Genomic DNA, 26,639 nt, shown 5'->3' on the forward strand with positions numbered 1-26,639 from the left:
GTGAGCGGAAGAGGGGCGGCTGTCAGACCCGTCCCCTACGCTGCTCACCCATGACCGCCGACCCGCCCGGCCACTACTCCCGACCCGGCCCCTTCACCCGTCTGGGGCCCGGGCAGGCAGCGCTCCTGGAAGGGCTGCCGGACGACCCGGTCGAGGTCTGCGCCGCGGTACAGGCCCTGGTCGTCCAGCCCGCGGACGCCGCCCGGCTCGGGCTCCCCGGGGAGCGGATCGCGGAGAAGGACATCCGGCCGGTGAGCGCACTGATCGCGGCCCTGACGGACCTCGCCCCCGCCCCGCTGCACCACCCCCGGAGTCCTGAGCACCGGGTCGTGGGCACCTGCCGTCACTTCGCGACCCTGGCCTGCGCGTTGCTGCGGGCCCGGGGCGTTCCCGCCCGGGCCCGCTGCGGCTTCGGCACCTACTTCGCGGAGGGCCGCGGCCTCGACCACTGGATCACCGAGTACTGGCACGCCGGCGACGGGCGCTGGGTGCGCGTCGACACCGAGCACCTCGGCAACGGGTACGTCGACCACCCCGAGGACCTCGCGCCCGGCGAGTTCCTGACGGGCGGTGAGGCGTGGGTCCGGTACCGCGCGGGGCTCATCGACCCCGGCACGTTCGGCGTGGCCGGGACCGAACACGCCTGGGGTGCCCACGAGATCAGCGGCAACGCCGTCCGCGACCTCGCCGCCCTCTGCAAGCACGAGATGCTCAACTGGGACGAATGGGGCCGGATGACGGAGGCGTACGAGGGCGGGACCGGGCCCGAGTACGACCTCCTCCTCGACCGGCTCGCCGGCACGTGCGCCGGCGGCGATCCGGACGCCCTGGCCCGCCTGTTCACGGACCCGCACTTCACGGTGCCCCGGCGTCTGACCGGCTGAGGCCGGTCTCCCGGGCGCGGGCGGCGGTGAGCCTCCGTCAGTCCTCGAAGCCCTGGTCCGCCAGGATCCTGCCGATGCGGGCCCGGTGTGCCGACTCCCAGGTGCCCAGGGACTCCGCGGCCTCCTCGGCCGTCTTGGCCCGGGCCGCGGCCAGGACCTCCTCGCGGCGGGCCCCGGGGACCACCACGACGCCCTCCTCGTCGGCGACGACCACGTCACCCGCGTCCACGTCCACCCCACCGCAGCGCACCCGCTCGTTCAGCGGCCGTGCGGCCGACTTGGTGCCCGGGATGGGGATGACGCCGCGCGCGAAGACCGGGAAGCGCATCTCCCGGACCTCGCCGAGGTCGCGGATCAGCCCGTCGGCGACGAACGCGGTGATGCCCCGGCGCCGGGCGACGGCGCAGACGTTGCCGCCGGCCAGGGCGTAGTCCAGGTCGCCCGACTCCACGACCACGACGGAGCCGGGGCCGGCCCGGTGGATCGCGGCGTGCAGCATCAGGTTGTCCCCGGGAGGGCACCGTACGGTGAAGGCGGGCCCGGCCACGCGGGGCACCGGCCCCCACAGCGGCCGGATCCCGAAGTCCATGACCTGCCCGCGGCCCAGCACGTCGGCCAGTGTGGTCGTGGGGATGTCCGTGAACGCGTCGACGTCAGCCATGGCAGGGGACCCTAGCCGTCGAGAAGGACCCGTCGAGAAGGATCCCTAGAACGGCAGTTCCCGCCCCCGCACCACCTCCAGCCGCGACACCGCCCGCGTCAGCACCACGTACAGCCGGTGCAGCCCCCGTTCCTCCGCCTCGGCGATCGCCGCCGGCTCGACGGCCACGACATGGTCGTATTCGAGGCCCTTGACCACACTCGCCGGCACCAGGGCGACCCGCGCGCCGGGTTCGTCCGGGCCCGCCGCCCCGATGCCGGCCGCGTCCAGTGCCGTCCGCACCCGGGGAACGTCCGCGTCCGCCGCGACGACCCCGACCGAGCCCTCCCGCCCCAGCGCGTCCCGGACGGCCGCCACGACCGCTCCGGGCACACCGTCCACGGTCGTCTCCCGCATCCGCAACTCCCCGTCCCCGCGCAGCGAACGGGCCGCCGGCACCTCCACGTCGAGGCGCTCCAGCAGCCGGTTGGCGAGCCCGACGACGGCCTGCGGCACCCGGAACCCGGTGGTCAGGGTGACCACGGCCGCGTCCGGTTTCCCCAGGTGTGCGAGGACCGTGGGCCATGCCCGCGCCGCCCACGGCGTCGTCCCCTGCGCCAGATCGCCCAGCACCGTCAGGGAGCCGAAGCGGGCCCGGCGGGCGATGACCCGGCACTCCATCGGGGACAGGTCCTGCGCCTCGTCGACGACGACGTGCCCGTACCCCTCCGGATGCGCGATCAGCCCGGCGACCTCGTCGAGCAGCACGAGGTCGGCTGCCGACCAGCGCGCCGACTTCCACGACCGGGGCGGCCGTTCCCACAGCAGGGCCCGCTGCTCACCGGCGTCGAGCAGCCCCTCGGCGGCCGCCGCCAACGCCGCCTCGTCGCCGAGCAGTCCGGCCACGACCTCCTCGGGCCGCACCCGCGGCCATACGGCGTCGACGTACGCCGACACCGGCCGCGCCCGCTCGATCCGCCGGACCCAGGCACCCGGGGGCGGCCCGGCCCGCCGCTCGACCTGCTCGCGCAGACAGCGCACGATCCGGGCCCGGAGGCGCTCCCGCCCGACCTCGTACGGCGGTTCCTCCTCCCGGACCTCGGTCACGATCCGCGCGAGCTGCCCCGCCGGCACCCGCCACCGGTAGGCCCCGTCCGGCAGGGCGATCTCCGCGCCGTTCCCCTCGGGGCGCACCCTCGCGTACAGCGCCCGCCGCAGCACCCCGGCCATCCGGGCGTCGTGCTTGACGACGGCGGCCCGCTCGTCGTCCACGCCCCGGACCGGACCGCGCGCGATCTCCTCCCCCAGGGTCGACTGCCGCACCCCGGTCTCGCCGAGGGCGGGCAGTACTTCGGCGATGTACGACAGGAAGGTGCGGTTGGGTCCGAGGATCAGCAGACCGCCGCGCCGGATGCGCTGCGGGTACGTGTAGAGCAGATACGCGGCCCGGTGCAGCCCGACGGCGGTCTTGCCGGTGCCCGGCGCGCCCTGCACGCACACCGACAGCGCCAGATCCCCCCGGACGAGGTCGTCCTGCTCGGGCTGGATCGTCGCGGCGATGTCCCGCATGGGCCCGACCCGGGGCCGTTCGATCTCCCGGGCGACGATCTCGCTGTCGCGCGTCTCCCCCTGCTCCAGGTGTTCGTCCTCCAGGCCGGTGAGATCCCCGGAGTCGCCCCGGCTCCCGGGCGCCCAACCGAACCGGCGCCGCACAGTGACGCCCTGCGGGTCCCGGGCCGAGGCCTGGTAGAAGGCGCGCGAGACGGGCGCACGCCAGTCGACGACGAGGGGCGGTTCGGCCGGGTGCTCGGAGATCCGCAGCCGTCCGATGTGCAACTGCCCCTCGCTGCCCCGCAGAGCCCCGAAGAACAGCGGCCCCTCGGGCAGTTCCCGCAGCGCCTTCGCCCGGCTGCGCAGCTGGTATCCGAGGACTTCGGCATCGGCCCCGGACGCGGAGACGTCCGCCCCGATGACGACCTGTTGACCGGCGCCCTCGACCATCGCGGCGAGGGCGGTCCGGCAGCGCTCGTGGTGGGCGCGTTCCTGGTCGAGGACGTGCTGAAGGGCAGGCTCGGTCGAGGTCATTCCACCGAGCGTACGGGAAAATGTGACCGAGTTAAATAAATTACCGAGTCTCACTCGTCGAGAGGTGCGGCGGCAGCCCGGCCGCGAGCCGGCCGAACGCCCGCTCCGCCGCCGCCACCGCGTCCGGCCGCACGTCCGCCACCCGCTCCCCCGCTGCGATCCGACGCCAGTTCTCCAGCGCGAGCACCCGCAGCACGGCCATGATCTGCCCGGCCGCGAGCCGCGCGTCCAGATCACCCCCGAGCACCTCGGCGAGCGCTGCCTCCGACCGCTCCTGATGCGTGTACGCCCGGGCCACCAGGGAGGGCGTCCCGTAGAGCAGGGAGTGGAAGGCGAGCACGTCGGGATGGTCGCTGAGTCCGGTCACCGGGTCCGCCCGCTCCAGCCCCTCCAGGAAATGCCGCCGCAGCGCCTCCACCGCCGCCCCCTCGGCCGCCGCGACCACCCGGGCGGCCTCCCCCTCGTGATCGGCGATCCGGTACAGCACCAGATCCTCCTTGGCCGGGAAGTACCGGAACAGCGTCGGCTTCGAGATCTCGGCCGCCGCCGCCACCTCCGCGACGGACACCGCGTCGAACCCCTTCTCCATGAAGAGCCGCACGGCGATGTCCGACACGGTCTCGTACATCCGCTGCTTCTTGCGCTCACGCAGGCCGGGGTCGCTCATGAGGGGAGCCTACGCAGTGCCGGGGAGCGGCTGGTGGGCTAGGCGAAGACGCGGGCGAGGTACGGGTTCGCCCTGGGAGGCGCCGGCAGGCCGAGGAGAGCCATGGCGGCCGCGAGGGTCATGGGATACGTATCCGCAGCCCGCCGGGCTTCCGGAACGCTCAGGCTCGCACCGGTGACAAGGCGGTCGAGATCGAGATACGCGGACCGCACGATCTCCAGCCGGCGGTACACCGGCCAGTCCCTGCGCCAGTCACGGGTGTACTCGGCCGGCAGCCGGTGCTCCCAGCGGCGGAACATGCGGGCCCGGATCTCCGGCCGGGTAGGAGTCAGATGCATGTGCCGTACGAGGTCGTAGAGGGGGTCGCCGACGACGGCCATCTCCCAGTCGATGAGGGTCAGCGCCAGTCGGTCGTCGCGGCGCACGAGGTTCCGGGGACTCAGATCCCCATGCAGGAGGGCGGGCTCCCTGTCGCTCACCTCGTGCCGGGAGAGGATCGCTCGCAACCGGTCCGCGCCGGGCAGCCCGAGGTGCCGCGCCAGCTGCTGCGACTCTTTCGGCAGGTCCCGCACCAGGGAGATCAGCTGATCCCGCAGCCACTGATGGAACGCGCACTCGCCGGCGGTGGGGTCCACCACCTGGTACCTGACCTGCGTCAGGGCGCACAGCTGGTCCACCAGACCGTCCGCCTCGTGCGGCAGCAGGCCGTGAACGGGATGGCCGGGAGGCCGGTCGACGTCCCGCGGCCCGACGTAGGTGTGCAGGGCGATGGTGTCGCCCTGGTAGGTCTCGCCCAGGGCGAGCACCCGAGGCGCCGCCACTCCGGCCGACGACTCCTCGATCGCGCGCAGCACGGCGTGCTCGCTGAGAAAGCGGCGCTGCCGCCGGCACACCCCGGCCAGCTCGCGGCGTACGACCACGGGAAAGTCGATGCCCGGCACCGACACCACCGTGTTCAGGTGCGCCGTGCCCTTGAACACCCTGCCCGCTGGCGCGGCCCCCTCCGCCAGCAGAGCCTCGAGGACCGCGGAAGGCGGGAAGTCAGGACGCTCCGGTACCCGCCGATCGGGCCGCCACTCGATCACCTTCGCGGTCCAGGCCGGCCCGGTGACGTCCTCGTTCATCCGCGGCGCAAGCCACCGGAGAAGGGCCCGCCGAACCTCGTCCTCCCCTGGCACGCTGCCGAGCCGCAGCGGTGCCGCCGCCGCTTCGAGGGCGCGCCGGACCCGGGCCGTCGCCTCGTCAAGTGTCGTGTGCGTGAGAGAGCTTTCGAGGGACCGGGCGGCGCGCATCACGTCCGGGAAGACGGACTGAGCCCGTTCGAACGCCAGGTAGTGCCGCAGATCCCTGGCCAGCCCGTCGACTGCGGCCGGACGGACCTCCTGCATCGCCTCGGCCCAGGCGTCGACCACTTCGGCCCACTGGTGAGCCGGGTACCGCATGCGCACGAGGTGGGTCGCGAGGTCGTGCAGCGGGTCGCCGTAGGTCGCCAACTCCCAGTCGACACAGATGAGGGGCGGGTCGCCCGCGTACGACATGATCACGTTGTCGCGGTGGAGGTCGGCATGGAGCAGGCTGTAGGGCCGTCGGGCCATGGCCGGTATCCGGCCGGCGAGTTCGTCGAGGGCGTCGTCCCGAACGCCCAGCGCCGCGAAGAGCCCTCCGAACACGCCCCAGTTCGGCCGCCTGACCTGCCGGTCGGCCAAGTGGACCAGCGTCCGGAGGAAACTCTGGCTGTCCCCGTCGTCGCGGGGCCAGCCGGGTGGAAGGGCGGGCAGTGCACCACGCCGCACTCGGGTCATCTGGGCGAGCAGACCCGCCAACGCCTCGACGAGCAGGCCGTCCACAGGCTTGCCGTTGCCACAGACGCTGGAGAGCGGTACGCCTTCCACGAAGCTGTGGATCGCGAAATGTGCTCCCTTCATCAGGCATTCGGGGGCGTGCGACAGGGCCCCCGCGACGGCTCGGAGAATCTCCGTCTCGTCCTGCCAGGTCCGGATCACGACAGGCAGAGCATCACGACGACGGATGCGTACGGTCACGGAGGTGCCCGCCTTTCGGCCGAGCAGCCGGGCCATGCCCTCGGTCAGCGGCACAACGTAGTTCCGGTTGTGATGGCCCTTGGTTTCCCGGCCCCGCTCCACGGCCCGTTCCAGGAAGTCCTCGACGACTGATGCCGGCCCCTCGGGGTCCCCACGGAAGTGTGACGGGTAAGGAGGTGCGCCCACGGGCTGCTCCTGATCGCTCGGGCCTCTCGGCGGAGCCGGATACCACCATACGGGGCAAACTCCAGGCAGCCGGAAGATTCCGCACGGCGGACACATGCCGTTCAAGCTGCGCCGGCCCGGCGTCAGTTGCCGTCCGACGTGGTGGGCGTGAGCGGTTCCTCGCGTTCCCCGTGCCAGCGAACGAGGGCGGCCATGATGTGGGACCGACTCGGCACCTGCACCAGGCCGAGCGGCTGTGCGGCGGCAGCCAGGATCTTCTGCAGCCGGACGGCGGCAAGGGGAGCAGCCACCCAGTTGAAGCCCCACTCCTCGCGCAGGGCGAGGGATACCCGGATGACGTCGGTGAAGACCGACTGCGCCCTCTTGAAGTCGAGGATCATCGGCAGGTCCCGTTCCCAGCCGGACGAGCCGCCCGGCCGGATCCCCTCGACGACACGGCACCACTCGCGCACCATCCGGTGCTCCTGATCGGCCGGGTAACGCATCAGGTACAGATGGGTGGCCAAGTCGTAGAGCGGATCCCCCAGCATCGCCAGTTCCCAGTCGATGACCCAGAGCCGCTGTCGGGGGTCGAGAACGAAGTTCTCCCGGTGCAGGTCCGCGTGCAGGAGACAGAAGGGGCGCTCCTGAAGTCCCAGCACGTGTTTCCTGAGCAGGCTGAACGATTCCTCCGAAATGCCGAGCGCGTGGAACAGTCCGGCGAAGGCTCTGTGGTTCTTCTCATAGACCTGCTCCTCGACGAAGGCGACCAGGCGATCAAGGAAGCCGTCGCTGTCACCGTCCTCAGCACGGTCTCGGTCCTCACAGCGCCGCTCCACGCTGAGCATGTCCGGCGTGATCCGCACCATCTCGCGGAAGACGTCGACGATCTGGGCGAACACGGCCTCGGTGACGCGGCGCCCCGGCCGGCGCTGCTCACCGAGTGTCCGCCCCTCGATGAAGGCCTGCAGCGCCATGCCCCCCACGTCGATGATGTCCGGGACTCGGCTCAGGTGCGCTCGAAGTGCCTTGAGCAGTTCCTCCTCCGACCCGAAACACCTCCGGTCGAACCAAAGGATCTCGGCCCGCGGCTCACGGACTTTGACCGCGCGCGCCAAGCCTGGCACTGCGAGAACGTACGTCTCGTGGTGATACCCCTTGAGCGGCCCCTTGACCAGGTTCGAGTCGCCGCTCATCTCCTCGGCTCGCTCTCGAGCACCGGAGATCAGGGAAGGTGTCATCAGCTGATTGAGCCTGTTTCGGTGGTGCCAATGGTGGAGGAGGAAACGCAGGTTACTCCACCGAACTCGATTGCCGGAGGAAAACCCGGCCATCCCAGAAGCATGTCCCTCCCAAGGGCAGGGAACGCACACCCGAACGATGGCGAGGACCCTGGACTACGCCGGACCTGCGCCGTTGGAAGGACCGGGGCCCTTGGGACAGACTGGCGCCGCGACCACGAAGAGGCCGAGGAGCCCCATGCCCGAACCGACCGCCGACGATGCCCTGGTGCGCTTGCTCGCCCCCACCCGAGCGGTGCTGTTCGACTTCGATGGCCCGGTTTGTGACCTTTTCGGCGGTGAGTCGACGCGGGCCGTCGCGCAGGAGGTCAAGCGGGCGGCACAGCGGCACTGGGGCACCCTCGACCCGGACGTGAGCGCCTGCGACGACTCCCACGGCATCCTCCTGAGACTCAGGGACATGTACGACCGGCGGTCATCGCGACCTCGCAGCCGGCGGCCCCTGGAACTGGCGGAGGACATCGTCACGGGACAGGAGGCGCGAGCGGTCGCGGGTGCCACGCCCACGCCGCACGTCGAAGCCCTCGTGGATGCTTTGTCCGACCTCGGCATGCGCTTGGTCATGGTGAGCAACAACGCTGAGGAACCGATCCGAACGTATCTGAAGGCTCACGGGCTCGACACCAAGTTCGAGCGGATCTTCGGTCGCGACCGGGAGGACGCCCGCCGTATGAAGCCGGACCCGCACTGCATCAAGCGGGCCAGGGAGCACCTGGAGCTTCCGATGGCGTCCTGCCTGATGGTGGGGGACCAGCTCACCGACCTCAAGGCGGCCCGCTCAGCCGGAGCATGCTTTCTCGGTTACACCAGGCATGAGGGCCGGGCCGAGGACATGCGTCAGAGCGGCGCGGACTTCGTGGTTTCCTCACACCTCACCGTCCTCGCCGCAGCGAAGAGGCTCTTGGACTCACGTTCACCCGAGCGCGTCAGGTGAGATACGTCCAGGCGGAGTCGAACCAGTTCTGATGGGTCTTGACGAACACCGTGCCCGACGAGTAAGGATCCTCGTCCTTGACGTGGTGGGTGAGCTGGGCCCCCAGGCCGAACACGTCGATGGCCTCGATCTCCCGGCCGTCCTCGAGAACGATCTTGCGCTCGTTCGTCTGGTAGAGGGCGTGCAGCGCCGCCACCTTGTTGACCAGATACAGCTTGAAGGCCGGCACCAACCTGGCCTTACGAATCTCGAAGTCCACCGAAGGCACGAGCTCCATGGTTCTCAGGTCGCTCAACACGCTGCGCAGCGAAGCGGTATGCCTTCGAGTGATGGCCAGGAACCGTTCCCTCAGGATGTCGTCGTCGACGCCGTCCTTCGTGCGCCAGTAGGGGAAGTCGAGGGACTCGTCGGGTAGCAGCATGCGAAGAGTGATGCTCTGCGGGGCGATCTCCCCAGCCGCTATGCGATCCGTCTGCAGACGGATGTGCGCGTCCAGCGACTCCGACGTCAGCGTGAAGACATCCAGGGTTACCTCGGGCTGCTCGAACGCCTCACTGATGAGCGGGCCGAGCGTGACCACGCGACCGCTCGTGAGCGAGTGGATCTGCTGAGTCCTGATCACCCTGGATCCGCTTCCCTGGCGAGATTCAAGCCATCCCTCGCTCTTCAACTCCGTCAGCACCCGCTGAACGGTGTCGCGGGAGACGGCGAACTCCTCTGCCAGTTCACGCTGCGGCGGCAGCAACGTGTGCAGAGGGTAACGTCCGTCGGCGAGACGCGCCCTCAACTCACTTGCGACGCGTTGGAATGACCTGCCGCCGCCATCGCCGGTGTACCCCTCACTCACACCGCGACCGTACCTCGTCACACGAGCGGTCAAACCAGTTTCAGTCAACTCAGCAGCCAACTTCGCCGTCGGCCAGAGGAGGAAGAGCGCAAGGAAGAACCACCTTGCGTCAACCAGTCCAGATGGTCAACGACTTGATGGGAGTGTGGTCCGGCATCAGCGAGCTTCGGACAACATGTTCCACACCGAGTCGTACCAGTTGCGCATGGTGCTCACGAAGACGCTGCCGGCCGAGTCCGGATCACCGTCCTGCACATGGTGGGTCAGGGTGGCACCGAGGCCCAGGACGTCGAGTGCCCGCACCTGTTCCCCGCTGTCCAGGGCCAGCTCCCGCTCGACGACCTGGTACGGGCCGTGCAGCACCTCGACCCCGTTGATCACGTACAGCTTGAAGGTCGGCGTCAGGGGCGTGTGCCGGATCCGGACCTCCACGGAGGGAACCAGCTTCGCCGCCTCCAGGTCCTCGCACTGCGGCGGCAGGAGGGAGTTCAGCGGGTAGCGGCCGCTGGCCATACGCTCCCGCAACTCGCCCGCCACGCGCTCGAACGATCTGCCGCCGGCCTCGCCGGGGTGCCCCTCACTCACACCGCGACCGTACCTCTTCACCCAGACGTCCAAACCGCCTTCAGTCAACTCGGGCAGTCAACTCAGCGGCCGGTTAAGGGATCAGCAGCCCAGGGCAGAACCATACTGCGACAACCAGTCCAATTGGACTGCAAGTTGATCGCTTCACGGGAAGTGGTAGCTGGGGGCGCCATGAAACTCGCACAACTGCTGTCCGCACTCATCGGCTTGACCTTCGAGCGTGTGATCGAGACCCGCTACGGCACGTCCGGGATGCTCTGCCTGTTCCTCTTCGGAGTCGGCCTTCGCACCCGGAACCCGACCTGCCTGACCATCGCGGCCGTCCTCACAGGCCTGTTACTCGCCGAGTACTGAGGCCTACGCGCGCAGCAGCCTCAGCAACGGCTCCAGGGACTCCAGGACCACGTCGGCCCCGGCCACTCTCAGGAGTTTGGCCTTCCTTCCGTTGCGCGCGTAGCCGAGGAAGGGCACGCCGGCCCGCCCGGCCGCCTCGTGGTCGGAGGGCGCGTCGCCGATCATCAGAGCATCGCCCGGCGCCACCCCCATCGCGCTCAGCGCCCGGTTCAGGCAGTGCGGATCCGGCTTCAGGTGGCGCAGTTCCTGCGTCCGGCCGTATATGTGCGGGGCGAAGCAGTCAGCGAGGCCGCGCCCCGCAAGGTACTTGCGGACCACCCGTGGCGAGTTGTTCGTGGTGATGGCCAGGCGCGAGCCCACGGCGGTCCAGGTGCGGATCAGCGGGTCGGCGTAAGCGGTCGGCCAAGCCGAGGACGCCGCCCGCAGCTCCTCCTGGGTGAGACGTTCCTCCAGCTCGGCGACGAGGTCGCTGCCGGGGTGCCGGCGGTCCACGGCGCGCAGCACCACCTGCGGGTCGAGGGACTCGCGCTCGGTGTCGGTGAGCAGCCCGTGCAGGCCACGGCCCGCCAGCCAGGACGCCAGGTCGCCCGCCACCCGCTCAGCGGAGTGTCCGGCGAACAGGCGGCAGATGGGGCCGTCGAAGTCCCACAGCACGACACGGGCACGTCTGATCAGATGAGGGAGTCGATTCGGATCGTTCTCGGTCTCGATTGTCACCGCACCAGTCTGCGCCGTATCAGGAGTCACGAGGAGAGTGTCAGGTCGGTCGTGATGGTTTCCCAGAGGGCGTTGAACCACTTCTGGGATTCCTCCACGAACGCCGCGTCCCGCCGGCCGGCCCCCCGGGCGAAGGAGAACAGCAGAGACTTCGAGCCCAGGACGTCGTACATGTCCAGCGTCCGGCTCCCCCACTCCTCCTCTCGCCTGGTCAGCATGTAGTAGCCCATCAGGGCCTCCTCCTCGTTGAGGAGGTAGAGCTTCACCGGCGGGGTGAACGGCAGTGCCCGGAAGCGGACCCGGACGTCCATGCCGTGGGTGGAGCGCAGGGCGAGCAGATTGTGCTGCAGGACCTGGCCCTGGGCGTTGCGCATGGCCAGCCAGCGCTGGTGGACGGAGTCGTCCTCGCCGTGGGCCTCGACAGCAACCGGGAAGGCCAGTTCGATGTCCCGGGACGGGACCAGGATGCGGACGTCGATCGACTCGGGGCGGATGCGCCCCTCGTGGATCAGACGGAGCGGCTCGCCGAGGGCGACCATCAGTGTCTCCGCGGTGTGGCAGACGACATCGGCGCGCACCTGTCGCGCCGAGAACGCCTCCACCAGGCGCGGCGCCAGGCCCACCATCGTCGGCTGGGGCTCGCCTCGGGCCGGGGCGGGGTCGGCGATCCGTGGCGGGCTGCCCTTGCTGACGTTGGTGAGGAGGCCCTCCTCCTGGAGAACCCGCAGGGCCTGGCGGACCGCGCCGCGCTCGACACCGAACTCCTCCGCGAGTTCCGCCTGGGTGGGCAGGCGGTCCCCGGGCCTGAGTTCACCGGCACGGATGCGTTTCCGCAGGCTGTCGGCGATCTCCTGGGGCGATGACCTTCTGCTGCCGTTCACTGCCACGTTCTCCGCCACGCTCTCCTGGGTCACGACCAAACGCTACAACTCTGATCCATCTGGCGGGAGTTGTTTGAAAGTTGTTTATGACTAGGGGCCAAGTGGGGACAACTTAATCAGAGTTGGTTGCCAACTTCTCGAAGTTGGCGGAAGTTTTGCTTCCGGACTTCCGAAGGGGGAACACCGATGCCCGCCCTCGCTCTCCTCTCCGCCGCCTTCGTCGTCGCCTTCGAGCAGCTCGTCCAGTGGAAGTACGGTCCGGCCGGCATCGTCGGTCTGATCCTTCTCACCGTGGGCGTCAAGGCCAAGAGCCCGGCCGTCAGCTCCGCGGGAGCGGTCGTGCTCGCGCTGCTGATGACGGGGCCCGCCCGATGAGTCACCGCGCCATCCCGGAACGGCCCGTGGGAGACGTCAGCTCGTGAGCACCAGCTCCGAACTGATCGTCCCCCACAGTGCGTTGAACCACAGGTGCGACTGCTCCACGAACGTCGTGTCGCGCAGCCCGGCGCCCTGCCGGAAGGCGAACAGCATGGACCGGGTGCCCTGCGCGTCGTACAGTGCCGGCTGCTCGTGATCGGCCTCGGCCTCCCGGCGTGTCAGCGTGTAGTACGCGAACAGCGCCTCCGTGCCGTTGAGCAGGTACAGCTTCACCGGCGGCGTGAAGGGCAGCGCCCGGAACGTGACCCGCACGTCGATGCCGTGCGTGGCGCGCAGGGCCAGCAGGTTGTGCTGGAGGACCTGCCCCTGGGCGTTGCGCATCGCCAGCCACCGCTCGTGCACCCAGTCGTCTCCGCCCCCCTCGACCGGCACCGGGAAGGCCAGGTCGATGTCCCGGCTCGGCAGCAGCACCCGCACGTCGACCTTGGCCGGTTTCAGCCGTCCGGCGTGGATCTGCCGCAGCGGCTCCCCGATGGCGAGCGTGAGGGAGATGGACGTCAGGCACACGGCGTCGATCTCGACGTGCTCCGCCGCGAACGCCGTCGCTATCCGGGGCGCGAGAGCCACCGTGGTCGGCAGCGGCGGGGCCTGCGGGCCGGTCAGCGCACCGGCGGGGTCGGCGGCGACGGTCGCCGGGCTGCCCTTGGACACGTTGGTGAGCAATCGCTCGGACTGCAGGACGCGCAGCGCCTGCCGCACCGCCCCGCGCTCGACGCCGAACTCGTGGGCCAGCTGGGCCTGGGTGGGCATGCGCTCACCCGGGCGCAGCGCCCCTGACCTGATCCGGGCGCGCAGCGCGTCGGCCACCTCGTGATGTGTTCTCTGTGGCCGCTGCGACCTCTTCCGTCCATGGACGGAGTCGTGTTCCGGGTCCACGTCTGAACAGTACAACTTCCCGCCATCTTCAGGCAGTTCGAGGAAAGGTGGTTATGAGCCGCTTCCAGGCGGAGATAAGAACAGTGAAGTTGGTAACCAACTTGGGGAACATGGTCAGACCTTCAAGGGGTTGGCCACCCGCCCAGGGACTCCCTTCCGGAGGGGAGCCGGGAGTCCCGCCCGGCCGGCTCGGCCGCACGACAACCACAACTGAACAGCTCGCTACGGATGCGGGTCCCAGCACACCGGCAGGAGGGAGCGGCTCAGAACATGTCCGGGCACCAAGGCCGCCCGGACGTACGCAGCAGGGCGTCGGCCTTCCGGGCGGCGCCCGCTCGTTCTTCGCTCACCCGCCCCAGCGCCGCCAGCCGGACCGCCGACTCGTCCCCGAGCCACAGCGCCCCCAACTCGCCCAGTCCCAGTGCGAGTTCCGCGCTCTCGGTGGTCGGCGTGCAGGACGCTCCCTCGGGTGAGGCCTCCAGCCGGTAGCGCCCGCCGGTCAGCCCGTCCACCCCGGCGATCTCCAGCACCAGCGTCCCCTGCCCCTCGTACGTCCGCGCCTCCAGCGCCCGTACGACGTCCAGGATCCGGACCCACAGCCAGTCCGCCAGCGTGGTGATCCGGGCCGCCCGCGGGTCGGGCAGGAAGTGCGGGAGCAGGTCGTCGGGCGCCCGCCAGCCGCTCTTGACCTTCACGATCCAGTCGATGGAGCACAGGTACTCCCACAGCGCGCGATCCGCGGCCGGTGTCACGCCGAGCAGCCACCGCACGGTCGCCGTGTTCAACGGCTGCTTGGCGTCACCCCAGTTGTCGTCCACGTCGTACGCGGCCATGCCCTCGACCTCGCCGGACGCCGAGCGGTACACGGCGAAGAAGGGCGTCTTCCACGACGGGTCGAACAGCAGGGCGCCGGTGTTCACCTTCCACCAGGTCTCGTCGCGGTCGATGGCGCCGGGCCGGCCACGGCGCATCCGCTCGTGCAGCTCGGGGCCGAGCTTGCGGACGTCCTCGCCCTCCACCAGGTCGATCCGCCCGCCGTCCGCCGGGCCCGCCCGGCGGGCGTCGAGGCCGGCGCGCGGCACGTCGACCGTCCACTCCGCCATCCAGGTCGCCGGCCCGAAGCCGTAGCGGCCGTAGATCGGGTACTCGGCGGCGATCAGCGTCGCGACGACGTCCCCGCGCTCCTTCGCGGCCGCCAAGTCCCGCGCCATCATCCGGCTGAGCAGCCCGCGGCGGCGGTGGGTGGCGGTGACGGTGACGCCCGAGATCGCGTCCGCCGGGACACTCGCCCCGCCCACGGCCGTGAGCTCCTGGTCGAAGGACCGGAAGGTCGCCACACACCTGCCGTGGTCGAAGGCTCCGAGGTAGCGGCCCTCGACGAACTTCCCGCGCCTGGCCCCGATCTCCTCCTCGGTGAGCGCGGGCACCCGCAGGAAGCCGGTGTTCACGGCACGCAGCCAGTCGGTGAACTCGGGCGCGGTGATGGGACGGACGTCGATGTCGTCGGAACGGGACATGGAGGTCATGAACTCACGCTAGGCGGAGGGCCGGCCGGTGTCGCGTGAATAACCGACCACCGGCCCTCCCCCGGCCCTCCAGGACGGCTCACACCAGCAGATCCTCGACCTGAGCCTCCCCCTCGCGGTACCGGCGCGCGATCTCCGCGCTGCACTCGTCGGCCGTGCGCTGGAGCCGCCGGCGGCGGCGGGAGACCTGCTGCTCGTGGCGTTCGAGCCGTCCCATCGCCATGTCCAGCTCCTGGTCCGTGCGCGCGTCCAGGTCGGACAGCTCCACCTCGGCGAGCATCTCCGCGGCCAGCCGCCGGTACTCCTCGCCCTGCGGGGTGCCCAGGGTCACGTGGCGGGCCGAGGAGCGGTGCCGGGCCGGGCCGTCCCGCAGGATCTCCGCCAGCCGCTCCACCACCGAGCCCTCGTCCGACACGGCCAGGGAGGCCACGCCCGCCGGCGTACGCCGGGCGACCTCGGCGCGCAGGATGTCGATCCGCCCCTGGAGCAGCCGCCGCAGATAGCTGAGGTCGGCCTCGTCGCGCTGGGCCTCGCGGCGCAGCGTGCGCAGGTCGGGCAGGCTCAGCGCGGGCAGCTCTGGCTCGGAGGCGTCCGAGGGCAGCCGCGGGCTGTCCGTGCGCTGTGTGGGCGGCCGGTGGTACTCCGACGCGCCGATCCCCGTGTACGTCGACCGGAAAGCCGCCTGCTGCTGTCCGGTGCTTGATGTGCTCATGTGCCTCAACCGTCCCCTCGACCGGTGTGTGCATGCATCGTGCCACCCCAAGTGGCCGCTATGGGAACGAGTGCCCCCGATAGACCCCAGATGGGCGGTATAGCAGCAAAATACGTCCGTGCAGGGGCTGTTGGCTCCCGCGCAAACCACCCTTTCGGGCCATGCGCCGACCGCACGCGGCGCCGATGTCACCGCCCTGCATGATGGACGTATGCGAGCTGTGGTGCAGAGGGTGGACGGCGCGAGCGTCGTCGTGGACGGCGAGACCGTGGGGGCGATCGAGGGCGAGGGGCTGTGCGTCCTCGTCGGCGTCACCCACGAGGACACCGAGGAGAAGGCGGCCCAGCTGGCCCGCAAGCTCTGGTCGATCCGCATGCTGCACGACGAGAAGTCGTGCAGCGACGTCGACGCCCCGCTCCTGGTGATCAGCCAGTTCACCCTCTACGGCGACGCCCGCAAGGGCCGCCGCCCCACCTGGAACGCCGCCGCCCCCGGGGACGTGGCCGAGCCGCTGGTCGACGAGGTGGTCGCCCAACTGCGCTCGCTGGGCGCGACGGTGGCCACGGGCCGTTTCGGAGCGGCGATGAGGGTATCGCTGACGAACGACGGCCCCTTCACCGTGCAGATCGAAATCTGACCCGAAAGATCTACAAGTCCTACGGCTCGACGACGACTTCCTGGGCCGCGGCCGTGTCCCCGGCCACCAGCCGCGCGTCCACGGCCACGTTCCGCTTCACCAGGGCGAGGGCGACCGGCCCGAGCTCGTGGTGGCGCGCGGAGGTCGTGATGAAGCCGACCTTCCGGCCGTCGGGGCCGTCGTCCGCGAGCCGGAGCTCCGTCCCGGCCACGGGGAGATGGACCTCGCTGCCGTCGAGGTGGAGGAAGACCAGCCGGCGCGGCGGCTTGCCCAGGTTCTGCACCCGGGCGACCGTCTCCTGCCCCCGGTAGCAGCCCTTCTGCAGGTGCACCGCAGAGCCGATCCAGCCCAGCTCGTGCGGGATGGTGCGGTGGTCGGTCTCGAAGCCGAGCCGGGGCCGGTGCTGCTCCACGCGCAGCGCCTCGTAGGCGAGGATCCCGGCGGGCGGCCCGGCCTGCGCGGCGTAGGCCTCCAGGTCGGCGCGCGGCAGGAACAGGTCCCGTCCGTGCGGCGTCTCCCGGACGACGACGCCCTCGGGGACCTCGGCGATGGAGCCGGCCGGGAGGTGCACGAGCGCGGTGTCCGCCGTACGGTCGGCGACCTCGACCTTGTAGAAGAACTTCATCGACTCCAGATAGGCGATCAGCGCCTCCTGGGTGCCCGGCTCCACATGGGCCCAGACCGTCCCGCCGTCGTCGACGAGGTACAGCGCGTGCTCGATGTGGCCGTTCGCGGAGAGGATCAGGGCCTCGGTGGCCCGGCCCGCCGGGAGGTCGCTGACGTGCTGGGTGAGCAGCAGGTGCAGCCAGGCCAGCCGGTCCTCGCCGGTGACGGCGACGACCCCCCGGTGCGAGAGGTCCACGAATCCGGTGCCGTCGGCGAGGGCACGCTGCTCACGGAACAGATCGCCGTAGTGGGCGGCGACGCCTTCGTCCACGCCCTCGGCGGGGACGGCACCGGGCAGGGTCAGCAGGGGGCTCTTCATATGCGTAAGCCTACGACTCGGTAGTTGAAGCCTTGAGCGTGCAGTCCTCGCACCGGCCGAAGATCGCGAAGTGCTTGAGGTCGGTGTCGAAGCCGAAGGTCTCCCGCAGCTTGGCCGTGAACTCGGCGGCCACGGAGACGTCCGCCTCGATCACGTTCTGGCAGTCACGGCAGACCAGGTGGATGTGGTGGTGCCGGTCCGCGAGGTGGTACGTCGGCGCCCCGTGCCCCAGATGCGCGTGACTGACCAGGCCGAGCTCCTCCAGGAGCTCCAGCGTCCGGTACACGGTGGAAATGTTGACCCCCGACGCCGTCTTCCTCACTTCCACGAGGATGTCGTCGGGGGTCGCGTGCTCCAGGGTGTCCACGGCTTCGAGCACGAGTTGCCGCTGCGGGGTCAGCCGGTAGCCGCGCTGCCGCAGATCGCTCTTCCAGTCGGTGCTCACCACACCCCTGAGTCTAGAACTACTTGAAGAAAGCGATGCCGTCGTCCGGCATGTCGTCGGGCAGGGCCTTGGCCCAGCGCTCGACCTCCTCCGGGGTGACGACCTTCTTGAGGTGGGCGGACATGTAGGGGCGCAGCTCGACCTCGGGGGTCTGCTTCTCGCCGACCCACATCAGGTCGCTCTTGACGTAGCCGTACAGGCGCTTGCCGCCGGTGTAGGGCTGGGAGGCGGCCGTGCGGGCCACCGCGTCCGTCACGAGGTCGATCTGCGGCTTCTTGTCGGCCAGCTCGCCGTACCAGATCTCGATGACGCCGTCGTCGCGGGTCATCGTCACCTCGACCTTGCGGCCGGCGTCGATCCGCCAGAAGCCGTGCTCGGACTCCAGGGGACGGACCTTGCTGCCGTCCTTGTCCAGCACCCAGCTGTGGGACCGGTACTCCAGGAAGTCCCGGCCGTCGTGGGTGAAGGAGACCTCCTGCCCGAAGTTGCACTTCTCGGAGCCGGGGAAGTCGTGCACGCCGGCGCCCGCCCAGTCGCCGAGCAGGAAGGCGAGCGGGACGAGGTCCTTGTGGAGGTCGGACGGGATCTCGATCATGGGAACTTCCTAGACGTGGGTCAGCGCTGGCCCTGGTACAGCTTCTTCACGGTCAGTCCGGCGAAGGCGAGGACGCCGACGGCGACCAGGACCAACAGGATTTCGAAGAAGATCTCCACGGGGTGCTCCTTGAGCGGGGGTGCGAATGGGTGCACAGGGCCGAGCCCAGCTTACGCGGGCCCTTTCGGCACTACGATTCCGGCTATGGCGAAGAAGCTGGTGATCAAGGTGACGGCGGGGGCCGACGCCCCCGAGCGGTGCTCTCAGGCGTTCACGGTTGCGGCGGTGGCCGTGGCCAGCGGCGTCGACGTCTCCCTGTGGCTGACCGGCGAGTCCGCCTGGTTCGCGCTGCCCGGCCGGGCCGCCGAGTTCGAGCTGCCGCACGCGGCTCCCCTGCCCGACCTGCTGGACTCCCTCCTCGCGGGCGGCCGCGTCACCCTGTGCACGCAGTGCGCCGCCCGCCGCGAGATCACGGAGCAGGACGTCATCAAGGGTGTCCGGATCGCGGGCGCGCAGGTCTTCGTGCAGGAGGCGCTGGCGGACGGGACGCAGGCACTCGTCTACTGAGGCGTTTCCGTTACTGAGGCGTTTCCGTTACTGAGGCGTTTCCGTGTAGAGGCAGAACGGATGGCCCGCCGGGTCCAGGAGCACCCGGACGTCGTCCTGCGGCTGGAACCCGGCGAGCCGCGCGCCCTCGGCGACGGCCCGCGCGGTCTCCCGCTCCAGGTCGTCGACCTCGATGTCGAGGTGGATCATCATCTGCTGCCGGTCCGGACCGCTCGGCCAGACGGGCGGCACGTACGCGGGCTCGGTCTGGAAGGACAGTCCCGTGCCGCCGTCGGGCGGCCTGATGTGCACCCAGTCCTGCCATTCCTCCCCCCGCCACACCCGCCAGCCGGGCAGCAGCCTCAGGTAGAAGTCCGCCAGCTCACGGGCGTCCGGCGCGTCCAGAGTCGCCGCCGCCAAGCGCATGGCCCTCCCCCCGGCCGGTTCACTACCGGCGCTTCTTGCCGTCCAGCTCGTCCCACCACTCGTCGGACTGAGGATCGCCGGAGGGGTCGTCCCACCACCGGTCCTCCGGCCCCCGCCGGTTGGCGACCATGGCCGCGACGGGCGGGATGACCATGGCCACCACACACATACCCACGGCCACGGGGATCGACCACAGCCGCACGACACCCCAGGCCAGCACGAAGAGGCCGATGCAGAGGCCCATCATCGCGAAGTACGTGTGACGCCGCCGTGCGTACATACGTCCAGCGTAGGCCCGGGCAGGCCGAAGGGCCGCACCCCAGGCGTCCAACCCGGGGGGTGCGGCCCTTCGAGGATCCGTCGTCGTCAGACGGCGATCGCGACCTCCGCCAGGCCGCCCTGCTGGGCGACGACCGTGCGGTCGGCGGTGGCGCCGGGCACGAGGGCACGGACGGTCCAGGTGCCCTCGGCCGCGTAGAAGCGGAACTGTCCGGTCGCCGAGGTCGGCACCTCGGCCGTGAACTCGCCGGTCGAGTCCAGCAGACGGACGTAGCCCACCACGGGCTCGCCGTCCTTGGTCACCTGACCCTGGATGGTGGTCTCACCGGGCTTGATCGTCGAGGCGTCGGGGCCGCCGGCCTTCGCACCGCACATGTCGTACTCCTGAAGTCTGGAAAGGTCGGTCGGGGAGGGTTACTTGTTGGCGCCGAGCTCGATCGGCACGCCCACGAGGGAGCCGTACTCGGTCCAGGAGCCGTCGTAGTTCTTGACGTTCTCCACGCCGAGGAGCTCGTGCAGCACGAACCAGGTCAGCGCGGAGCGCTCACCGATGCGGCAGTAGGCGATGGTGTCCTTGGCCAGGTCGACGCTCTCCTCGGCGTAGAGCTCCTTGAGCTCGTCGTCCGACTTGAAGGTGCCGTCGTCGTTGGCGTTCTTGGACCACGGGATGTTGCGGGCGGACGGGACGTGACCGGGGCGCTGGGACTGCTCCTGCGGCAGGTGGGCCGGGGCGAGCAGCTTGCCGGAGAACTCGTCGGGCGAGCGCACGTCGACGAGGTTCTGCGAACCGATGGCGGCCACGACGTCGTCGCGGAAGGCGCGGATGGAGGTGTCCTGGGCCTTGGCCTTGTAGTCCGTCTTCGGACGCTCGGGCACCTCGTCGCCGGCGACCAGCTCGCGGGCGTCGAGCTCCCACTTCTTGCGGCCGCCGTCGAGGAGCTTGACGCTCTCGTGGCCGTACAGCTTGAAGTACCAGTAGGCGTACGAGGCGAACCAGTTGTTGTTGCCGCCGTAGAGGACCACGGTGTGGTCGTTGCCGATGCCCTTGTCGGACAGGAGCTTCTCGAAGCCGGCCTGGTCGACGAAGTCACGGCGGACCGGGTCCTGGAGGTCCTGGGTCCAGTCGATCCGGATGGCGTTCTTGATGTGGTTCTTCTCGTAGGCGGACGTGTCCTCGTCCACCTCGACGATGGCGATGGTCGGGTCGTCCAGGTGCTCCTGGAGCCAGTCGGCGTCGACCAGGACGTCGTTGCGGCTCATGCTTCTTCTCCTCCGGGGCAGTTACGGCGGGGCGTGCGAGGTCTGCAGAGCGCGCCCTTGAGGCAGGGCGGCGCACGAGTGCCCGTGATGCGGGGCTGCGGGGATGCGCGCGCCGGCGCGACTGCCGACGCGATCGCTCAGAAGGTGCGACAGAGCATGGCGGCGACGCGGCACAGGTCTACTGCCCGCCGCTTCGTGAGGTCCGCCTGTCGCTTCATAGCGTCGATCGTAGGGACGGTCAGGCGGGCATGTCACCGGTGTGTCGCATACTGAGACGCGATGATCCGCGATGTGGGACCGGAGGGGTGTGCGTGGCCTCGGGGCACGGGCCGTGACCCGATGTATCGGCTGTCACATCTGAGCTGCGGACGTCACCGTCTCGCCCACCGGACACCCCTGGTCCGCCACCTCGCGCCCTCCCTACCCGGCCAGGCGGACGTCGGAACCCTTCACCGTGATCTCGACGCCGTTCGGGGCGGCCTGGACGGTGTCCAGCTTGATGCCGCCGGGCAGGCCGTCGATCTTCTGCTGGAAGTCGGTGATCGCCCGGACGCGGTCCTCGGCGATGTCGACACCGCCGAACTTGGGCAGGCCGTCGGCGTGCACGCGGACGGTGCCGTCGTCCACCTTCACCGAGCTGAGCACGGAGACCGGCTCGGGGAGCTTGGTGCCGAGGACCGTGGCCTCGACGGTGACCTTGATCTTGCCGTTGCCGCCGTCGGAGAGGCCGACGACGTTGGCGGTGACGCCCGGGGCGACCTGGGTGGGCTCGGACTTCGCCGTCTTCAGCAGCTCGTCGTAGGTGATGGTCGCGGTGCCGGTGGCGCTGGTGGCGGTGGCGGAGCTGTAGTCGCCGGAGAACTCGACGCCCTTCATATCGGCCTGGAGGTCGTCGATGCGGATCTTCTGGCCGCCGTTGCCCGCGGTGGCCTCGTAGTCCTTGATGCCGACCTCGATGTCGTCCAGGGAGCCGCCGGCGACCTGGGTGAGGAACGGGAAGCCCTTGATCGACACGTCGGGCGTCGCGGCCAGGTTCTCGGTCGTCCTCAGCCGGTCGGCGGCCTCGCCCTCGGCGAAGTTGACCGCGACGCGGTCGGCGATCACGAAGAGCCCGCCCAGGATCACGACGAAGATCAGCAGTATTCGCAGTGCGCGCATGCGGTGTGTCCCCCACCCAGTCGGTTAGACGGCGGTCCCTGACGACCGGGTGGCCGTCCCTGGCGCGAGAGTAACCCTCCGGGGAAGGGGAACCGGAGGATTGTTGATCATCTGTGACAGGACGGGGGCTCCGTGCGGGCGCTACGCCAGCGCCCTGCCCAGGACGTACACCGCCGGGGCCGCGGCGGCCAGCGGCAGGGCCACGCCCGCCGTGAAGTGGACGAAGCGGGACGGGTAGTCGTAGCTCGCGACCCGGTGGCCGATCAGGGCGCAGGCGGCGACGCCCGCACCGAGGAGGGCACCGGAGGTGCCGAGGTCCGTGACCTTCCCGGCCGCGATGCCCGCGCCCGCCGCGGCGAGGAGGGACACCACCACCGATGCCGGGGTCGGCAGCGGCAGCGCGCGGGCCAGGGCGGCCACCGCCACGGCCACCGCGCCCACCGTCACCGCGTCCGCGGCGGCCGCGAGGTACCCGCCGGCCACGATCGCCAGCGCCGAGGCGGCGACCGTCGCCATCAGGCCGTACATCCGCTCGTCGGGATCGGCGTGCGACCGCAGTTGCAGGACCAGCGCGAGCAGCACCCACACGCCGAGCGTGCCGAGGATCGCCGACGGGGAGCGGCCCGATGCCAGCAGCGCCGCGTCCGCGGCCAGCGCGCCCGCGAAGCCCAGCGCGATGCCCTGCCGGGCCGGCCACATGCCGTTCAGCCGGAACCAGCCCGCCGCGGTGACGGCTTGGAGGACCACCAGCGGCACGAGCAGCGCGTACGTCCCGACCGCCGCCGCACCGGCCAGCAGCAGCCCGAGCAGCGCCGTCAGCGCGGCCGGCTGCATGCCGGGCTCGATGACCGGGGACCGCCCCTCCGCCCGGGCCCGCTGGGCGTCGGTGAGGCGGGCGTTCCCGCCGACGGTGGCGGGGCCGTAGCCGGGAGCGGAGGCGTCGGCTCCGGCCGGGGCCGCAGGTCGCTGCGGCGGCGACTGGGGGGTCAGGATCGCCGTCTCCGGATCCGGCGCCTGCGCCTGCGCGGACGGCACCGGCTGGTGGTTCTGCGTCTCCCAGGTCTGCCCCTGCCACTGCTGCGTATACTGCTGCGCGGCCTGCGGGTTCTCGTCATACCCCTGGTACCCCTGCCCGGGCCACGCCTGCGGCGCCTGCGGCTGCTGTCCGTAGGGGTCGTACGGCTGGTGGGGCCGGTTCGGCTGGTCGTTCATCGTCATCCTCCTGCGAACGGCGGGAGCACCTCGACCGTGCCGCCGTCGGCCAGCCGTACCGTCTCATGTCCGCGGGTGCCCACGGGGTCGCCGTCCACGAGGAACGAGCACCGGCGCAGGACGCGCTCCAGTTCGCCGGGGTGCCGCTCGCGCACCCCGGCGAGCGCCTCGGCGAGCGTGGCCGCCTCGTACGGCTCCTCGGCCACCCCGGCCGCGGCCTTGGCGGCGGCCCAGTAGCGCACCGTGACCTTTGGCATCTGCTTCCTCAATGAATTCGGCGGTCGACCCCGTCAGGCTAGCCCGCCCGGCCGACGCCCCACTCCCCGATCCGGGCCAGCAGTCCGTCGCCCGCCGCGTGCTCGGCATGCCCCATGCCCGGCTCCAGCCACAGTTCGCCCTGGTCACCGGCGGCCGCGGCCAGCATCCGGGGGTGATCGACGGGGAAGTAGCCGTCGGCGTCGCCGTGCACGATCAGGAGGGGGGTCGGGGCCATCCTCCGCACCGCCTCCACCGGGGAGAGGGGCACCGGGTTCCAGTCCCGGTGATGGATGCGGGTACGGAATCCGTACCGGCCCACGACCCGCCCCTCGGGCCGGGTCACCAGCCAGTGCAGCCGCCGCATGGGCGCGGTGCCCCGGTAGTACCAGCGGGCCGGTGAGCTGACCGACACCACCGCGTCGGTCTGCCGCGGGTGCAGCGCCGCGTGCCGGAGCACCACCGAGCCGCCCATGGAGAAGCCCACGGTCACCACCCGCGCGTGCCCGTGGCTCCGCGCCCAGGCCACCGCCTCCGTCAGGTCGAGCACCTCCCGGTCGCCGACCGTGGAGTGCCCGCCGGACCTCCCGTGCCCGCGGAAGGAGAAGGTGACCACGCCCCCGTACCGGGTGAACGCCGCGGCGATCCGACGCACGTGCGGGCGGTCCACCGCCCCGGTGAACCCGTGGGCGACGACGAACACGGGGTGAGCGGAAAGGGTCCCGGATGTGTCGTACACAGCCGCTCCCGGCTCGTACACGGCGTCGATCGCAACCCCGTCGGACGTGCGCAGAAACGCCCGCGTGGACATCCGCACGGGCTTTCCACCTCCCGTCTCGGAATGCGGACGATCGGTGGAACGTGCCACATGACCTGCCGGACCAGAGCTCATGTGGGCTATTCTGCTGGGCAGAGGACTCGGGCAGCGTAGCCCCCGGGTCCTTTTGTGCTTTCGGAAGCGTTGTATACGACGCGGGAAACCGCAGGTGTACGGGGCCTTCGGGATCGCAGAGCGGTGCTGTGCCAACAAACGTCCTCGCAGGGACCGAGGAGGAACCAGACGTATGAGTTCTCTGCTGCTCCTGACCAACGCCCTCCAGCCGTCGACGGAGGTGCTCCCCGCCCTCGGCCTGCTCCTGCACAACGTGCGTGTGGCCCCGGCGGAGGGCCCCGCCCTCGTCGACACCCCCGGCGCCGACGTCATCCTCGTCGACGGCCGGCGTGATCTGCCGCAGGTCCGCAGCCTCTGTCAGCTGCTGCGCTCGACCGGGCCGGGCTGCCCGCTCGTCCTCGTCGTCACCGAGGGCGGTCTCGCCGCCGTCACCGCCGACTGGGGCATCGACGACGTCCTGCTCGACACCGCCGGACCCGCGGAGGTCGAGGCGCGCCTGCGTCTGGCCATGGGCCGCCAGCAGATCGTCAGCGACGACTCCCCCATGGAGATCCGCAACGGCGACCTGTCGGTCGACGAGGCGACGTACTCGGCCAAGCTCAAGGGCCGCGTCCTCGACCTCACCTTCAAGGAGTTCGAACTCCTGAAGTACCTCGCGCAGCACCCCGGCCGGGTCTTCACGCGCGCCCAGCTGCTCCAGGAGGTCTGGGGCTACGACTACTTCGGCGGTACGCGCACGGTCGACGTGCACGTACGGCGGCTGCGCGCCAAGCTGGGCCCCGAGCACGAGTCGCTGATCGGCACCGTCCGGAACGTCGGTTATCGATTCGTTACGCCGGAGAAGCCGGAGAAGATGGAGCGGGCTGCCGAGGAGGCGAAGGCAAAGGCGACCCAGACAAAGGCGGACAAGATGGACGAGTCGCCCGCCCTGGACGCCGCTGAGGCCCGCGCCAAGGCGTGAGAGGCGTACTCCGGCGCCGACCTGGGCATTGCTTCCCGCGCAGGGTGCCCCGGACGGCGGTCGGGATATCGTACAGAACCTCCTTTACGCCCTGCCCACAGCCGGTATATCCGCGTAGACTCCGCGCGTGGCCAAGGTGACTCGGGATGATGTGGCGCGGCTGGCAGGGACTTCCACTGCCGTGGTCAGCTATGTCATCAACAACGGACCCCGGCCGGTCGCCCCGGCCACGCGCGAGCGTGTCCTCGCCGCGATCAAGGAACTGGGGTACCGGCCCGACCGGGTCGCCCAGGCGATGGCGTCCCGGCGCACGGACCTCATAGGCCTGATCATCCCGGACGCCCGCCAGCCCTTCTTCGGGGAGATGGCGCACGCGGTCGAGCAGGCTGCCTCCGAGCGCGGAAAGATGGTGCTCGTCGGCAACACGGACTACGTGGGCGAGCGCGAGGTCCACTACCTGCGGGCCTTCCTCGGCATGCGGGTCTCCGGCCTGATCCTCGTCAGCCACGCGCTCAACGACCTGGCCGCCGCCGAGATCGAGGCCTGGGACGCCCGGGTGGTGCTGCTGCACGAACGCCCCGAGGCCATCGACGACGTCGCCGTCACCACGGACGACCTGGGCGGCGCCGAGCTCGCCGTCCGGCACCTGCTGGAGCACGGCTACCCGTACGTCGCCTGTATGGGCGGCATAGCCGAGACGCCCGCGGTCGGCGACCCGGTCTCCGACCACGTCGAGGGCTGGCGCCGCGCGATGGACGACGCCGGGATCTCCACCGAGGGCCGCCTCTTCGAGGCCCTCTACAACCGCTACGACGCCTACCAGGCCGCCCTGAAGATCCTCTCCGGCCCCGAGCGCCCGCCGGCGATCTTCTGCTCCACCGACGACCAGGCGATCGGCCTGCTGCGCGCGGCGCGCGAGCTGCGGATCGACGTCCCCGGAGAGCTGGCGGTGGCCGGCTTCGACGACATCAAAGAGGCGGCGCTCACCGACCCGCCCCTGACGACGGTCGCCTCCGACCGTCCGGCGATGGCCCGGGCGGCCGTCGACCTCGTCCTCGACGACGGGCTGCGGGTCGCGGGGGCCCGGCGGGAGCGGCTGAAGGTGTTCCCGTCGCGACTGGTGACCCGGCACTCCTGCGGCTGCGCGTAGCCTCCGGCGGCTGGGAGTAGCCTCCGGCGGTTGGGAGTAGCCTCCGGCGGCTGGGCGGGGAGCCTGGCGGCTGGGCGGGGAGCCTGGCGGCTGGGCGGGGAGCCTCTTTATATCGGGCATACGAGGTTCTGTCGGGCTTCTCAGCAAGCACTCAGGAAGCTCTCATGGTCGGGCGACAGGCTCG

General features: G+C 70.6%; 32 protein-coding genes. 8 read left to right on the forward strand and 24 right to left on the reverse strand.

Features of this window, described 5'->3' with window-relative positions:
• Positions 1-50: 50 nt before the first annotated feature.
• Positions 51-884, forward strand: coding sequence for a transglutaminase-like domain-containing protein (locus A4E84_RS18470; RefSeq protein ID WP_062927648.1), 834 nt, complete (start codon positions 51-53; stop codon positions 882-884).
• Between the two features lie 37 nt (positions 885-921).
• Here A4E84_RS18470 and A4E84_RS18475 read toward each other — a convergent pair whose 3' ends face one another.
• The 5 genes from A4E84_RS18475 to A4E84_RS18495 all read right to left on the reverse strand — a co-directional run bounded on the left by A4E84_RS18475 (position 922) and on the right by A4E84_RS18495 (position 7,724).
• Positions 922-1,545 carry an RraA family protein gene (locus tag A4E84_RS18475; protein ID WP_062927649.1) on the reverse strand — a complete coding sequence of 208 codons (624 nt, stop codon included), beginning with the start codon at positions 1,543-1,545 and terminating at the stop codon, positions 922-924.
• Positions 1,546-1,590: 45 nt separating this feature from the next.
• Positions 1,591-3,609 carry a HelD family protein gene (locus tag A4E84_RS18480; RefSeq protein ID WP_062927650.1) on the reverse strand — a complete coding sequence of 673 codons (2,019 nt, stop codon included), beginning with the start codon at positions 3,607-3,609 and terminating at the stop codon, positions 1,591-1,593.
• Between the two features lie 40 nt (positions 3,610-3,649).
• Entirely contained in the window at positions 3,650-4,276 is a 627-nt protein-coding gene (locus A4E84_RS18485) for a TetR family transcriptional regulator (protein ID WP_062927651.1), read from the reverse strand.
• 38 nt (positions 4,277-4,314) lie between these two features.
• Positions 4,315-6,504, reverse strand: coding sequence for an aminoglycoside phosphotransferase family protein (locus A4E84_RS18490; protein ID WP_062927652.1), 2,190 nt, complete (start codon positions 6,502-6,504; stop codon positions 4,315-4,317).
• 122 nt (positions 6,505-6,626) lie between these two features.
• Positions 6,627-7,724, reverse strand: a complete 1,098-nt coding sequence (locus A4E84_RS18495) for a phosphotransferase (protein WP_062927653.1) — start codon at positions 7,722-7,724, stop codon at positions 6,627-6,629.
• Between the two features lie 238 nt (positions 7,725-7,962).
• On the opposite strand from A4E84_RS18495, the gene A4E84_RS18500 reads away from it, so the two are divergent.
• A complete protein-coding gene (locus tag A4E84_RS18500; RefSeq protein ID WP_062927654.1) occupies positions 7,963-8,718 on the forward strand; it encodes an HAD family hydrolase in 756 nt (251 codons plus the stop codon).
• Here the strand turns inward: A4E84_RS18500 and A4E84_RS18505 are convergent.
• Together A4E84_RS18505 and A4E84_RS18510 are read right to left on the reverse strand one after the other, a co-directional pair.
• Positions 8,711-9,565 carry a GntR family transcriptional regulator gene (locus tag A4E84_RS18505; RefSeq protein WP_062927655.1) on the reverse strand — a complete coding sequence of 285 codons (855 nt, stop codon included), beginning with the start codon at positions 9,563-9,565 and terminating at the stop codon, positions 8,711-8,713. The genes A4E84_RS18500 and A4E84_RS18505 overlap by 8 nt on opposite strands.
• 156 nt (positions 9,566-9,721) lie before the next feature.
• Positions 9,722-10,150 (reverse strand): hypothetical protein, encoded by a 429-nt coding sequence (locus A4E84_RS18510; protein ID WP_159029592.1) that lies wholly within the window; start codon positions 10,148-10,150, stop codon positions 9,722-9,724.
• 171 nt (positions 10,151-10,321) lie between these two features.
• Here A4E84_RS18510 and A4E84_RS18515 point away from each other — a divergent pair, with 171 nt between their 5' ends.
• Entirely contained in the window at positions 10,322-10,504 is a 183-nt protein-coding gene (locus A4E84_RS18515) for a hypothetical protein (RefSeq protein ID WP_062927657.1), read from the forward strand.
• Between the two features lie 3 nt (positions 10,505-10,507).
• Here A4E84_RS18515 and A4E84_RS18520 read toward each other — a convergent pair whose 3' ends face one another.
• Entirely contained in the window at positions 10,508-11,221 is a 714-nt protein-coding gene (locus A4E84_RS18520) for an HAD family hydrolase (protein ID WP_237304951.1), read from the reverse strand.
• Positions 11,222-11,247: 26 nt separating this feature from the next.
• Complete coding sequence (locus A4E84_RS18525) at positions 11,248-12,141, reverse strand: GntR family transcriptional regulator (protein WP_062927658.1); 894 nt, start codon at positions 12,139-12,141, stop codon at positions 11,248-11,250.
• A gap of 147 nt (positions 12,142-12,288) precedes the next feature.
• Between A4E84_RS18525 and A4E84_RS18530 the strand changes: the two genes are divergently transcribed.
• The gene (locus A4E84_RS18530) at positions 12,289-12,477 is read left to right on the forward strand and encodes a hypothetical protein (protein ID WP_031143363.1); all 189 of its coding nucleotides are present in this window, start codon (positions 12,289-12,291) and stop codon (positions 12,475-12,477) included.
• 36 nt (positions 12,478-12,513) lie between these two features.
• Here A4E84_RS18530 and A4E84_RS18535 read toward each other — a convergent pair whose 3' ends face one another.
• From A4E84_RS18535 to A4E84_RS18545, 3 genes are all read right to left on the reverse strand, one after another.
• Positions 12,514-13,431 carry a FadR/GntR family transcriptional regulator gene (locus A4E84_RS18535; protein WP_079129017.1) on the reverse strand — a complete coding sequence of 306 codons (918 nt, stop codon included), beginning with the start codon at positions 13,429-13,431 and terminating at the stop codon, positions 12,514-12,516.
• A 248-nt stretch (positions 13,432-13,679) separates the two neighbouring features.
• A complete protein-coding gene (locus tag A4E84_RS18540; protein ID WP_062931510.1) occupies positions 13,680-14,933 on the reverse strand; it encodes a GNAT family N-acetyltransferase in 1,254 nt (417 codons plus the stop codon).
• 88 nt (positions 14,934-15,021) lie between these two features.
• Positions 15,022-15,654, reverse strand: a complete 633-nt coding sequence (locus A4E84_RS18545; protein ID WP_062927660.1) for an RsiG family protein — start codon at positions 15,652-15,654, stop codon at positions 15,022-15,024.
• Positions 15,655-15,865: 211 nt separating this feature from the next.
• Here A4E84_RS18545 and dtd point away from each other — a divergent pair, with 211 nt between their 5' ends.
• Positions 15,866-16,291 (forward strand): D-aminoacyl-tRNA deacylase, encoded by a 426-nt coding sequence (dtd, locus tag A4E84_RS18550; RefSeq protein ID WP_062927661.1) that lies wholly within the window; start codon positions 15,866-15,868, stop codon positions 16,289-16,291.
• A 19-nt stretch (positions 16,292-16,310) separates the two neighbouring features.
• Here the strand turns inward: dtd and ygfZ are convergent, their stop codons facing one another.
• From ygfZ to A4E84_RS18565, 3 genes are read right to left on the reverse strand one after another with little or no spacing between them, the layout of a single operon-like run.
• Positions 16,311-17,276, reverse strand: coding sequence for a CAF17-like 4Fe-4S cluster assembly/insertion protein YgfZ (ygfZ, locus tag A4E84_RS18555; protein WP_062927662.1), 966 nt, complete (start codon positions 17,274-17,276; stop codon positions 16,311-16,313).
• 10 nt (positions 17,277-17,286) lie between these two features.
• On the reverse strand, positions 17,287-17,724 hold the full coding sequence (locus A4E84_RS18560; RefSeq protein WP_030849015.1) for a Fur family transcriptional regulator: 438 nt from the start codon (positions 17,722-17,724) through the stop codon (positions 17,287-17,289).
• Between the two features lie 16 nt (positions 17,725-17,740).
• Positions 17,741-18,316, reverse strand: a complete 576-nt coding sequence (locus A4E84_RS18565; RefSeq protein WP_062927663.1) for a heme-binding beta-barrel domain-containing protein — start codon at positions 18,314-18,316, stop codon at positions 17,741-17,743.
• Between the two features lie 204 nt (positions 18,317-18,520).
• On the opposite strand from A4E84_RS18565, the gene A4E84_RS18570 reads away from it, so the two are divergent.
• Complete coding sequence (locus A4E84_RS18570) at positions 18,521-18,883, forward strand: DsrE family protein (RefSeq protein WP_062927664.1); 363 nt, start codon at positions 18,521-18,523, stop codon at positions 18,881-18,883.
• A gap of 27 nt (positions 18,884-18,910) precedes the next feature.
• Here A4E84_RS18570 and A4E84_RS18575 read toward each other — a convergent pair whose 3' ends face one another.
• The 9 genes from A4E84_RS18575 to A4E84_RS18610 form a co-directional block, all read right to left on the reverse strand.
• Positions 18,911-19,288 (reverse strand): VOC family protein, encoded by a 378-nt coding sequence (locus A4E84_RS18575; protein ID WP_062927665.1) that lies wholly within the window; start codon positions 19,286-19,288, stop codon positions 18,911-18,913.
• Positions 19,289-19,310: 22 nt separating this feature from the next.
• Complete coding sequence (locus A4E84_RS18580; protein ID WP_062927666.1) at positions 19,311-19,568, reverse strand: DUF3099 domain-containing protein; 258 nt, start codon at positions 19,566-19,568, stop codon at positions 19,311-19,313.
• Positions 19,569-19,654: 86 nt separating this feature from the next.
• Positions 19,655-19,942: a DUF1416 domain-containing protein gene (locus A4E84_RS18585; protein ID WP_003991226.1), complete on the reverse strand. Its 288-nt coding sequence runs from the start codon at positions 19,940-19,942 to the stop codon at positions 19,655-19,657.
• Positions 19,943-19,981: 39 nt separating this feature from the next.
• Positions 19,982-20,827, reverse strand: a complete 846-nt coding sequence (locus tag A4E84_RS18590; RefSeq protein ID WP_062927667.1) for a sulfurtransferase — start codon at positions 20,825-20,827, stop codon at positions 19,982-19,984.
• A gap of 137 nt (positions 20,828-20,964) precedes the next feature.
• The gene (locus A4E84_RS45775) at positions 20,965-21,045 is read right to left on the reverse strand and encodes a putative leader peptide (RefSeq protein ID WP_350310325.1); all 81 of its coding nucleotides are present in this window, start codon (positions 21,043-21,045) and stop codon (positions 20,965-20,967) included.
• A 202-nt stretch (positions 21,046-21,247) separates the two neighbouring features.
• Positions 21,248-21,985, reverse strand: a complete 738-nt coding sequence (locus A4E84_RS18595; protein ID WP_062927668.1) for an LmeA family phospholipid-binding protein — start codon at positions 21,983-21,985, stop codon at positions 21,248-21,250.
• 141 nt (positions 21,986-22,126) lie between these two features.
• Positions 22,127-23,197 carry a hypothetical protein gene (locus A4E84_RS18600; protein WP_062927669.1) on the reverse strand — a complete coding sequence of 357 codons (1,071 nt, stop codon included), beginning with the start codon at positions 23,195-23,197 and terminating at the stop codon, positions 22,127-22,129.
• Between the two features lie 2 nt (positions 23,198-23,199).
• A complete protein-coding gene (locus A4E84_RS18605) occupies positions 23,200-23,454 on the reverse strand; it encodes a MoaD/ThiS family protein (RefSeq protein WP_059418772.1) in 255 nt (84 codons plus the stop codon).
• 38 nt (positions 23,455-23,492) lie between these two features.
• Entirely contained in the window at positions 23,493-24,344 is an 852-nt protein-coding gene (locus tag A4E84_RS18610) for an alpha/beta hydrolase family protein (protein WP_174569437.1), read from the reverse strand.
• A 172-nt stretch (positions 24,345-24,516) separates the two neighbouring features.
• On the opposite strand from A4E84_RS18610, the gene A4E84_RS18615 reads away from it, so the two are divergent.
• Both A4E84_RS18615 and A4E84_RS18620 read left to right on the forward strand, forming a co-directional pair.
• A complete protein-coding gene (locus A4E84_RS18615; protein WP_062927671.1) occupies positions 24,517-25,305 on the forward strand; it encodes a winged helix-turn-helix transcriptional regulator in 789 nt (262 codons plus the stop codon).
• A 127-nt stretch (positions 25,306-25,432) separates the two neighbouring features.
• A complete protein-coding gene (locus tag A4E84_RS18620) occupies positions 25,433-26,455 on the forward strand; it encodes a LacI family DNA-binding transcriptional regulator (protein ID WP_062927672.1) in 1,023 nt (340 codons plus the stop codon).
• Positions 26,456-26,639 lie beyond the last annotated feature (184 nt).

Source organism: Streptomyces qaidamensis, from assembly GCF_001611795.1.
GTDB classification, from domain to species: Bacteria; Actinomycetota; Actinomycetes; order Streptomycetales; family Streptomycetaceae; genus Streptomyces; species Streptomyces qaidamensis.

Coding starts and splice junctions, on each gene's coding strand:
- A4E84_RS18500 (WP_062927654.1), top strand. CDS start 7,963: ATGCCCGAACCGACCGCCGACGATGCCCTGGTGCGCTTGCTCGCCCCC.
- A4E84_RS18595 (WP_062927668.1), bottom strand. CDS start 21,985: ATGCGCGCACTGCGAATACTGCTGATCTTCGTCGTGATCCTGGGCGGG.
- A4E84_RS18475 (WP_062927649.1), bottom strand. CDS start 1,545: ATGGCTGACGTCGACGCGTTCACGGACATCCCCACGACCACACTGGCC.
- ygfZ (WP_062927662.1), bottom strand. CDS start 17,276: ATGAAGAGCCCCCTGCTGACCCTGCCCGGTGCCGTCCCCGCCGAGGGC.
- A4E84_RS18610 (WP_174569437.1), bottom strand. CDS start 24,344: ATGAGCTCTGGTCCGGCAGGTCATGTGGCACGTTCCACCGATCGTCCG.
- A4E84_RS18605 (WP_059418772.1), bottom strand. CDS start 23,454: ATGCCAAAGGTCACGGTGCGCTACTGGGCCGCCGCCAAGGCCGCGGCC.
- A4E84_RS18575 (WP_062927665.1), bottom strand. CDS start 19,288: ATGCGCTTGGCGGCGGCGACTCTGGACGCGCCGGACGCCCGTGAGCTG.
- A4E84_RS18615 (WP_062927671.1), top strand. CDS start 24,517: ATGAGTTCTCTGCTGCTCCTGACCAACGCCCTCCAGCCGTCGACGGAG.
- A4E84_RS18495 (WP_062927653.1), bottom strand. CDS start 7,724: ATGACACCTTCCCTGATCTCCGGTGCTCGAGAGCGAGCCGAGGAGATG.
- A4E84_RS18570 (WP_062927664.1), top strand. CDS start 18,521: ATGGCGAAGAAGCTGGTGATCAAGGTGACGGCGGGGGCCGACGCCCCC.
- A4E84_RS18480 (WP_062927650.1), bottom strand. CDS start 3,609: ATGACCTCGACCGAGCCTGCCCTTCAGCACGTCCTCGACCAGGAACGC.
- A4E84_RS18585 (WP_003991226.1), bottom strand. CDS start 19,942: ATGTGCGGTGCGAAGGCCGGCGGCCCCGACGCCTCGACGATCAAGCCC.
- A4E84_RS45775 (WP_350310325.1), bottom strand. CDS start 21,045: ATGAAGCGACAGGCGGACCTCACGAAGCGGCGGGCAGTAGACCTGTGC.
- A4E84_RS18540 (WP_062931510.1), bottom strand. CDS start 14,933: ATGTCCCGTTCCGACGACATCGACGTCCGTCCCATCACCGCGCCCGAG.
- A4E84_RS18485 (WP_062927651.1), bottom strand. CDS start 4,276: ATGAGCGACCCCGGCCTGCGTGAGCGCAAGAAGCAGCGGATGTACGAG.
- A4E84_RS18530 (WP_031143363.1), top strand. CDS start 12,289: ATGCCCGCCCTCGCTCTCCTCTCCGCCGCCTTCGTCGTCGCCTTCGAG.
- A4E84_RS18580 (WP_062927666.1), bottom strand. CDS start 19,568: ATGTACGCACGGCGGCGTCACACGTACTTCGCGATGATGGGCCTCTGC.
- A4E84_RS18590 (WP_062927667.1), bottom strand. CDS start 20,827: ATGAGCCGCAACGACGTCCTGGTCGACGCCGACTGGCTCCAGGAGCAC.
- A4E84_RS18565 (WP_062927663.1), bottom strand. CDS start 18,316: ATGATCGAGATCCCGTCCGACCTCCACAAGGACCTCGTCCCGCTCGCC.
- A4E84_RS18470 (WP_062927648.1), top strand. CDS start 51: ATGACCGCCGACCCGCCCGGCCACTACTCCCGACCCGGCCCCTTCACC.
- dtd (WP_062927661.1), top strand. CDS start 15,866: ATGCGAGCTGTGGTGCAGAGGGTGGACGGCGCGAGCGTCGTCGTGGAC.
- A4E84_RS18545 (WP_062927660.1), bottom strand. CDS start 15,654: ATGAGCACATCAAGCACCGGACAGCAGCAGGCGGCTTTCCGGTCGACG.
- A4E84_RS18600 (WP_062927669.1), bottom strand. CDS start 23,197: ATGAACGACCAGCCGAACCGGCCCCACCAGCCGTACGACCCCTACGGA.
- A4E84_RS18515 (WP_062927657.1), top strand. CDS start 10,322: ATGAAACTCGCACAACTGCTGTCCGCACTCATCGGCTTGACCTTCGAG.